This is a genomic window from Faecalibacillus sp. MSK20_93, from assembly GCF_020589945.1.
Classification (GTDB): Bacteria; Bacillota_I; Bacilli_A; order Erysipelotrichales; family Coprobacillaceae; genus Faecalibacillus; species Faecalibacillus intestinalis.
Map to the genome: position 1 here is coordinate 25,811 of NZ_JAJDKA010000029.1, position 9,317 is coordinate 35,127.

The 9,317-nt window shown below is 29.5% G+C and carries 7 protein-coding genes; all 7 read left to right on the forward strand.

Annotated elements, in window-relative coordinates:
- The first annotated feature begins 48 nt into the window (after positions 1-48).
- The 7 genes from miaB (at position 49) to miaA (ending at position 9,236) form a co-directional block, all read left to right on the forward strand.
- Positions 49-1,491, forward strand: a complete 1,443-nt coding sequence (gene miaB, locus LJD34_RS09550) for a tRNA (N6-isopentenyl adenosine(37)-C2)-methylthiotransferase MiaB (RefSeq protein ID WP_032089579.1) — start codon at positions 49-51, stop codon at positions 1,489-1,491.
- Positions 1,475-1,810, forward strand: a complete 336-nt coding sequence (locus LJD34_RS09555) for a YlbF family regulator (protein WP_032089557.1) — start codon at positions 1,475-1,477, stop codon at positions 1,808-1,810. Before miaB ends, LJD34_RS09555 begins: the two co-directional genes overlap by 17 nt.
- 90 nt (positions 1,811-1,900) lie before the next feature.
- Positions 1,901-3,403, forward strand: a complete 1,503-nt coding sequence (locus LJD34_RS09560; RefSeq protein WP_032089558.1) for an IMP dehydrogenase — start codon at positions 1,901-1,903, stop codon at positions 3,401-3,403.
- Positions 3,404-3,459: 56 nt separating this feature from the next.
- Positions 3,460-3,939 (forward strand): outer spore coat protein CotE, encoded by a 480-nt coding sequence (gene cotE, locus LJD34_RS09565; RefSeq protein WP_227359746.1) that lies wholly within the window; start codon positions 3,460-3,462, stop codon positions 3,937-3,939.
- A 54-nt stretch (positions 3,940-3,993) separates the two neighbouring features.
- Positions 3,994-6,501, forward strand: a complete 2,508-nt coding sequence (gene mutS / locus LJD34_RS09570; RefSeq protein ID WP_119362845.1) for a DNA mismatch repair protein MutS — start codon at positions 3,994-3,996, stop codon at positions 6,499-6,501.
- Positions 6,502-6,510: 9 nt separating this feature from the next.
- Positions 6,511-8,316: a DNA mismatch repair endonuclease MutL gene (gene mutL, locus LJD34_RS09575; protein ID WP_147580501.1), complete on the forward strand. Its 1,806-nt coding sequence runs from the start codon at positions 6,511-6,513 to the stop codon at positions 8,314-8,316.
- On the forward strand, positions 8,316-9,236 hold the full coding sequence (miaA, locus tag LJD34_RS09580; RefSeq protein ID WP_227359747.1) for a tRNA (adenosine(37)-N6)-dimethylallyltransferase MiaA: 921 nt from the start codon (positions 8,316-8,318) through the stop codon (positions 9,234-9,236). The genes mutL and miaA overlap by 1 nt, the downstream gene beginning before the upstream one ends.
- Positions 9,237-9,317: the final 81 nt, after the last annotated feature.

Sequence of the window (9,317 nt, forward strand, 5' to 3'; positions counted from 1 at the left end):
CCAAAAGATAACTTTATGTATATAATAGGAAAGAAATGTGGTGAAAAAATGAAAGATTATAGTGAATATTTTAAAGGGCCAAATTTAAAAGAGGCTCAAAAAAGAAGTAGAAAACAAGTTGATCATTTAAAAGATGCTTTTGAAATACCTAGTGATATGGTAAGTGTAGGTAAAGGAAAAACTTATTATATTCATACTTATGGTTGTCAAGCGAATGAACGTGATGGTGAAACATTAGCAGGTATTTTTGAAATGATGGGATATACAGCTGCTAAAGAAATCGAAGAGGCAGATGTCATTTTATTAAATACTTGTGCTATTAGAGAAAATGCAGAAGAAAAAGTATTTGGGAAAGTAGGTTATGTTAAAAACTTAAAGAAGAAAAAACCAAATCTTATTTTTGGTTTATGCGGTTGTATGGCACAAGAAGAAGTTGTTATTAAAAGAATATTAGAAAAACACCCACATATAGACTTAATCTTTGGAACACATAATATTCATCGTTTACCAACTTTATTAAAAGAAGCAATGTTTAGTAAAGAAATGGTTGTAGAAGTATGGTCTAAAGAAGGGGATGTTATTGAAAATACGCCTGTTACACGTGCTAATGGACATAAAGCATGGGTCAATATCATGTATGGATGTAATAAATTCTGTACGTATTGTATTGTGCCTTATACAAGAGGAAAAGAACGTTCTCGATTAATGGATGATATTATTGAAGAAGTTAAAGGATTAAAAGCAGATGGGTATCAAGAAATCACTTTACTTGGACAAAATGTCAATAGTTATGGAAAAGATTTAGAAGAAGACTATGATTTTGCGACTCTTTTAGAAGAAGTTGCTAAAACTGGAATTGCACGTATTCGTTTTACAACAAGTCATCCATGGGACTTCTCTAGAGAAATGATTGAAATCATTAATCAATATGATAACATCATGCCTTATATCCATTTACCAGTACAATCAGGAAATACAGAAATCTTGAAATTAATGGGTAGAAGATATACAAGAGAACAATATTTAGAACTTTTCCACATGATTAAAGAAGTGATGCCAGATTGTTCAATTACAACAGATATTATTGTTGGTTTCCCAAATGAAACAGAAGAACAATTCCAAGATACACTTTCTTTATATGAAGAATGTGAATACGATTTAGCCTATACATTTATCTATTCTCCTCGTGAAGGAACACCTGCTGCTAAAATGCAAGACAATGTGCCATTTGAACAAAAACAAGACCGTTTAGAAAGATTAAATGAAGTTGTTAAAGAAAAAGCTTTAAAACAAAATCAACGTTTCTTAAATCAAGTTGTGGATGTTTTAGTAGATGGTCCATCTAAACGTGATGAAACAATGATGACAGGATATACTGCACATCAAAAATTGATCAACTTCAAAGGGCGTAAAGAAGATATTGGTAAAATTGTGCCTGTAAAAGTCACAGAAGTAAAAACTTGGGCTTTAAAAGGTGAACAAGTTGACTAGAATTGAAGAGCTTGCTAGAAAATTAAATCAAGAAATTTTAGCTTTAGAAGTTGTTCAAGAATATCAAAAGTATGAAAAACTTGTTTTAAATGATGAAAAACTTAAACAATTAGAAAAAGAATTAAAAGTATTACAAAAAAAGATTGTCAATCAAAAATCAAAACAGGATGATCGAGTTACAAAAACAATTCAAGAATATCAAGAAAAAAAAGCATATTATGAAAATCATCCATTAGTTGTTAATTATTTATATTTACAAAATGAAGTGAATGAAATCTTACAAACAATCAATCAACAAATGAATAATGCTTTAAAGTAGGGAAACCTACTTTTTCTTTTTATTATTGACTTATTTAAATTTGGGGATTATAATTTTTCAAAAATATAGAAAGAATAAGGAGATAAAAAAATGGCATTTTACTTTGAAGAACCATCGCGTACTTTTAATGAATATTTATTAGTTCCAGGATACTCATCAGCTGAGTGTCGTGCTGAAAACGTAAGTTTAAAAACACCATTAGTTAAATTTAAAAAAGGTGAAGAACCTGCATTATCACTAAATGTTCCATTAGTTTCAGCAATTATGCAAGCTGTATCTGATGACAATATGGCAATTGCCTTAGCTAAAGAAGGTGGAGTTTCATTTATTTATGGATCTCAATCAATCGAAAGCCAAGCAGCTATGGTAAGACGTGTTAAAAATTATAAAGCTGGATTCGTTCCAAGTGATTCAAACTTATCACCTGAATCAACTTTAAAAGATGTTTTAGATTTAAAAGAAAAAACTGGACATTCAACAATGGCAGTTACAGCAGATGGAACTGCTAACGGTAAATTATTAGGAGTTGTTACTGGAAGAGATTATCGTATTTCTCGTTTATCAATGGATACAAAAGTTGAAACTTTTATGACACCATATGATAAACTAATTTGTGCAGATTTAGGAACATCTCTTAAAGAATGTAATGATATGATTTGGGATAACAAATTAAATTCATTACCTGTAGTAGATGCTGAACAAAGATTACATTATTTCGTATTTAGAAAAGACTATGAAAATAGAAAAAATAATCCAAATGAATTATTAGATGAAAATAAACGTTACATTGTTGGTGCTGGAATCAACACACGTGACTATGCTACACGTGTTCCTGCATTAGTAGAAGCTGGTGCTGATGTTTTATGTATCGATTCATCTGAAGGATTCTCAGAATGGCAAAAATTAACAATCGATTGGATTAGAGAAAATTATGGTGATACTGTTAAAGTAGGTGCCGGTAACGTTGTTGATGCAGAAGGATTTAGATTCTTAGCTGAATGTGGTGCTGATTTCGTTAAAATTGGTATCGGTGGAGGATCGATTTGTATCACTCGTGAACAAAAAGGTATTGGTCGTGGACAAGCTACAGCAACAATCGAAGTAGCTAAAGCAAGAGATGAATACTTTAAAGAAACAGGAATTTATGTACCAATTTGTTCAGATGGTGGTATCGTTCATGATTATCATATGACATTAGCCTTAGCGATGGGTTCTGATTTTATTATGCTAGGTAGATATTTCTCAAGATTTGATGAATCTCCTACAAATAAAGTTCAAATTAATGGACAATATATGAAAGAATATTGGGGTGAAGGTTCTGCTCGTGCTCGTAACTGGCAACGTTATGATATGGGTGGAGATGCTAAACTTTCTTTTGAAGAAGGTGTAGATTCTTATGTACCATATGCTGGAAGTTTAAAAGATAACGTTGGTTTATCATTATCAAAAATTAAACATACAATGTGTAACTGTGGTGCTTTAACAATCCCTGAATTACAACAAAAAGCTAAAATCACTTTAGTATCAGCTACTTCAATTGTTGAAGGTGGCGCACATGATGTTGTGTTAAAAGACGCTAAAGAACAAAAATAAGACTTCGTTGAAGTCTTTTTTTTATTTTTAGACATATTGTTATATGGGGTGACAAAATGGCTGGTAAAGTGTATGAAATCATGACCAAGGCAACTTTATCAAAAGGAACGAAAAAAACGATTTCTAAATATGATTATGTTGTTAATGAGATTGATAAAATACTAGGATGTTGGATTTGTAATCATCAATATCAAGGAATCATTAGGGAGCATCAAGCATTTATAGAAGGAAGTTTTGATTTGCATATTTGGTATAGTCATTTAAATGAAAGTTATTTATTAAAACAACAAGTGCATTACCAAGATGCTATTGATTTAAATATGAAAGATCATCAACTCAGTCAAAATGATCAAATTATTGTTGAAAGTCAATACTTACCTCGATGTATCCATGCAACCTTAGAAAATAAAACAATGCACATCGAAATAGAAAAACAAATGTCTTTAAAAATCATTGGTAATACAACAATTCTTGTAGAAAGTAAAACAAACGATGAAGAACTTGAAATGAAAATTAATCCCGATTTCATAACATAGAAAGATGTTTCTTTCTATGTTATAATAATCAACGAATTAGAATGAGGTGTAAAAATGAAACAAAAATACAGTCCAATGATGATGCAATATTTAGGTATCAAGGAACAAAATAAAGATGCTATTGTGATGTTTAGATTAGGGGATTTCTATGAAATGTTCTTTGATGATGCGATGATTGTTTCTAAAGAACTAGAACTTGCTTTAACAGGGAAAAATGCCGGCGCTAAAGAAAGAGTTCCAATGTGTGGGGTTCCTTTTCATAGTGCGAGTGGATATATTCAAAAATTAGTAGATAATGGACATAAAGTCGCGATTGTTGAACAATTAACAGATCCTGGAAAAAAAGGTATTGTTGAACGTGGTGTTGTTCAAATTGTCACACCAGGTACTATTTTTGATGAATCGATGACAAAGAATAAAAATAATTATATCGCGTGTATGATGATTTTTGATTTTGTTTATACGCTTGCTTTTTGTGATATTACAACAGGTGAATTTCAAGTCATCAATATTGATAAAAAGGATCATCTTTTAAATAATCAATTAGCTTCGATGGAAGTTAAAGAAATTGTTGTTAAAAGTGATTGTACATATAACTTTAATGATTCAATTATGGTATCTCATTATGATAATGAAACATTTAATGAAAAATATCGAGATATTTTTCATAATATAAAAGATTTAAAAGAAATCAAAGTATCTACTTTATTATTAAATTATTTAATTGAAACACAAAAAAGAGACTTGGAACATCTTCAAATGATTGAAGAAATCAATAATCAAGATTTTATGACAATGGATCTTTATACTAAAAAATCATTAGAATTAACTGAAAATTCTAAAGATCATGAAAAATATGGTTCCTTATTTTGGTTATTAGATATGACAAAATCAGCAATGGGAGCAAGACTTTTAAAAAATTATATTGATCGACCACTTTTAAAAAAAGAAGCCATTGAAGAAAGATTAGATATTGTTGAAATCTTTACTCAACAATTTATTCAAAGAGAAAGTATTAAAGAAATATTAAAAGAAATCTATGACTTAGAAAGACTATCAAGTCGTATTGCTTTTGGAAACATTAATGCAAGAGATTTAAAATGGATTGCTTCTTCTTTAAAAGTCTTACCAGAATTAAAACAACAACTTTATTCATTCAATGAACCTTTAACAGATCAATTAGCCAATCAAATCATTGATCTATCACATATTACAAAACTCATTGATGATGCTATTATTGATAATCCTCCTCTTACGATTAAAGAAGGAAATATTATCAAAGATCATTTTAATGAAGAATTAGATGAATTACGTTATTTAAGAGATCATGGAAAACAATGGTTAGTTGATTTTGAACAAAAAGAAAGAGAAAAAACAGGTATTAAAAACTTAAAAGTTGGGTATAATCGTGTCTTTGGTTATTATATTGAAGTTACAAAAGGAAGTTTAGATCTTGTTAAAGATGAATTCGAATATACAAGAAAACAAAGTTTATCGAATGCAGAAAGATTTATTACGCCTGAATTAAAAGATATGGAAAGTAAGATTTTATCGGCACAAGATAAAATTCAAAAATTAGAATATGTTTTATTTACTCAAGTTAGAAATGAAATCAAAAAAGAAGTCCATTTGATTCAAGATGTTTCGAAAATTATCGCGCGTGTAGATGTTTATCAATCTCTTGCAATGTTAGCAAGTGAAAATAGTTATGTAAGACCTGTCTTTAATGATCAAAAAATCATGGATATTAAAGAAGGTAGACATGGTGTCATTGAAAAAGTCATGGGGCATGGTAAATATGTACCTAACGATGTTTCAATTGATGAAAATTCACCAGTTGTCTTAATTACAGGGCCAAATATGGGTGGTAAATCGACTTATATGAGACAAGTAGCTTTAATTGTTATTATGGCGCAAATTGGTTCGTTTGTTCCTGCTAAATATGCGAATCTTACAATCTTTGATCAAATCTTTACGCGTATTGGAGCAAGTGATGATTTAATTAGTGGTCAATCAACTTTCATGGTAGAAATGTTAGAAGCGAATAATGCTTTACGTTTTGCTAGTGAAAAATCGTTGATTTTATTTGATGAAATTGGTCGAGGAACAGCAACTTTTGATGGAATGGCTATTGCCCAGGCAATGATTGAATATATTGCCAGTGAAATTCATTGTATGACATTATTTTCAACCCACTACCATGAACTTACATTTTTAGAAGATAAAGGTCTTGGCATCCAAAATGTTCATGCTAGTGCTAGAGTAGATAATGATCATTTAGTATTTGAATATTTAATTAAAAAAGGACGTTCTAATAAATCTTATGGGGTCAATGTGGCTAAACTTGCTAAATTACCAGATGAAGTAATCAATCGTGCTAATTTAGTATTAGAAACACTTGAAGAAAATAACGTAGAAGATTGTTTAATTGAAGAAAAACAAGTTCAAGTTATTGAAAAAGAAAGTGAAGTTGAAAAATATTTAAAGACAATTGATCCAATGGCTTTATCACCATTAGATGCTTTGTCAACTTTAATCGAATTAAAGAAATTAGTAAAGTAGAGGTGGCCTATGAAAATAAAACAACTTGATGATATTTTAGCAAATAAAATAGCAGCTGGTGAAGTCATTGAAAGACCAGCAAATGTTGTCAAAGAATTAGTTGAAAATAGTATTGATGCCTCTTCTTCTAAAATAGATATTATTATAGAAGAAGGAGGAATGAATTTAATTCAAATTATTGATGATGGATCAGGAATGGATAAAGAGGATGCATGTCTTTGTTTTTCAAGACATGCAACAAGTAAAATCTATAATGATCAAGATTTATTTTGTATCCAAACATTAGGCTTTAGAGGCGAAGCTATTCCTTCCATTGCTTCTATTTCTCGTTTTGTTTTAAAAACCAGTGATGGAAGTCAAGGATCAACAGTAATTTATGAATTTGGTAAATTTATTGAACAAAAACAAAGTGATCTTAATAGAGGAACAAATATTTCTGTTTCAAAGCTTTTTCAAAATGTACCAGCAAGATTAAAATATGTAAAATCTGTCAATGCTGAATTTGCACATATACAAAATTATGTAGAAAGACTTTCTTTATCTCATCCAGATATTGCTTTTACTTTAATACATAATGATAAGATGACTTATAAAACAAATGGAAATGGAAATTTATTAGAAGTTATTCATCAGATTTATGGGTTATCTGTGGTTAAAAATATGTTGAATTTAAAAGCTGGAAATGATGAATTTCAAATAGAAGGTTTTATTGGTAAAATTGAAGTGAATAGGGCAAGTAAGAATCATATTGTTACGATGGTCAATCATCGTATTGTTAAAAATCAAGTAGCAATCGATGCTATTAATCAAGCATATCGTAAATATTTAGCAGATAATCGTTATCCTATTGCAGTCATCAATATTGAAATTGATCCTTATTTAGTGGATGTCAATGTTCATCCAAGCAAGTTAGAAGTTAAGTTTTCTAAAGAATACGAATTAAAACAATTAATTTTTGATGCGGTATCTAAAACTTTAGAAAATGTAAATTTAACCTATCAAGTTAAAGAAGAAAGACCAATCTTTAAACCACAACTAGATCAAATGGATCTAGATATTGATTTTAGACAAGAAATTCCTACAAAAGTTCAAGAAAAACCACAAGCTTCATTTATTCAAGAAAAAAAACAACCACTATTTGTACATGAAGAAAAAAATGAATATATAACAGAACCTGTAGAAAAGCTTGTTGAAGAACCTATCCAACTTGAAAAAGTTGAAGTGTCTTTAAAAGAAATGAAAAAGAAAATATTTGTAAAAGCACAAATTCATGGAACTTATATTGTAGGTGAAGATGATAGTGGAATGTATTTGATAGATCAACATGCTGCACAAGAAAGAATCAATTATGAATATTTTCTGGAAAAATATAGTCATCCAGATATGACAATGAGAGATTTATTAGTACCTATTACAGTTGAATATCCTTTAAGTGAATGTATGATGATTGAAGAAAGAAAAGACTTATTAAAAGAAGTTGGCATTGATTTAGAACCTTTTGGTAATGGTTTTATTATTAAACAACTGCCAATGTGGATGAATCAAATTAATGAACATTTATTTATTGAAGATATGATTCAACAAATATTAAAAGATAATAAAATTGATTTACTTTCTTTACAAGAACATGCTATAGCAACATTAAGTTGCAAAGCATCTTTAAAAGGAAATAGTCATCTATCAATTGAGTCAATGCAAACAATTGTTGATAATTTAATGCGTTGTGATAATCCTTATGTTTGTCCACATGGAAGACCAACGATTATTCATTATTCAGCATATGAATTAGAAAAATTGTTTAAGAGGGTCGTATAATGGAAAAAGTAATTGTTGTAATTGGACCAACAAGTGTTGGTAAAACAAAAATGGGAGTAGCTCTTGCTAAAAAGTTCAATGGAGAAGTTATTAGTGGAGACTCTATGCAAATTTATAAACAGATGGATATAGGAACTGCTAAAGTCACAGAAGAAGAAAAAGAAGGTATTATTCATCATTGTGTAGACATTTTAAATCCTGATGAAACATACAGTGTTCATGATTTTCAACAAACAGTAAGAAAAAAGATAACAGAAATTACCCAAAGAGGACATGTTCCAATAATTGTTGGAGGAACAGGCTTATATATAAAAGCAGCATTATATGATTATCAATTTGATGAAATGGAAAATGATCATCATGCAATAAATGAAAAATATAAAGATTATACAAATGAACAATTACATGATCATTTAAAATCAATCGATGAAGAAAGTGCAAAAATATTGCATTTCAATAACCGTCGACGTGTTTTAAGAGCTATTGAAATCTATGAAACAACAGGTAAAAGAAAAAGTGAAATGTTAGAAGAACAAGAGCATATTTGTTTATATGATGCTTATTTTGTGGGATTAACGCTTCCTAGAGATGTTTTATATGAAAGAATTAACAAACGTGTTGATGTGATGATGGAAAATGGTTTAAAAGAAGAAATGGAGCGTCTTTATAGTCAAGGACTTACAAGAAATCATCAAAGTATGAAAGCGATTGGTTATAAAGAATGGTTTGATTATTATGATCATCAAATTGATTTAAATGATGTTTTAGAGTTAATAAAAAAACATTCAAGACAATACGCTAAAAGACAGTATACTTGGTTTAAAAACCAATTTGATGTTCATTGGTATGATGTGAATTTAGAAAACTTTGAACAAACCATTGAACAAGTAACAGATGATATAGAAAAAATGGCGCTCTAAATAATCGAGTGCTTTAGCGAAATTCGCTCTAAATTATTAAGGGGGATATTGATGTGGAATCAGTATTCCCTCTAAAATATT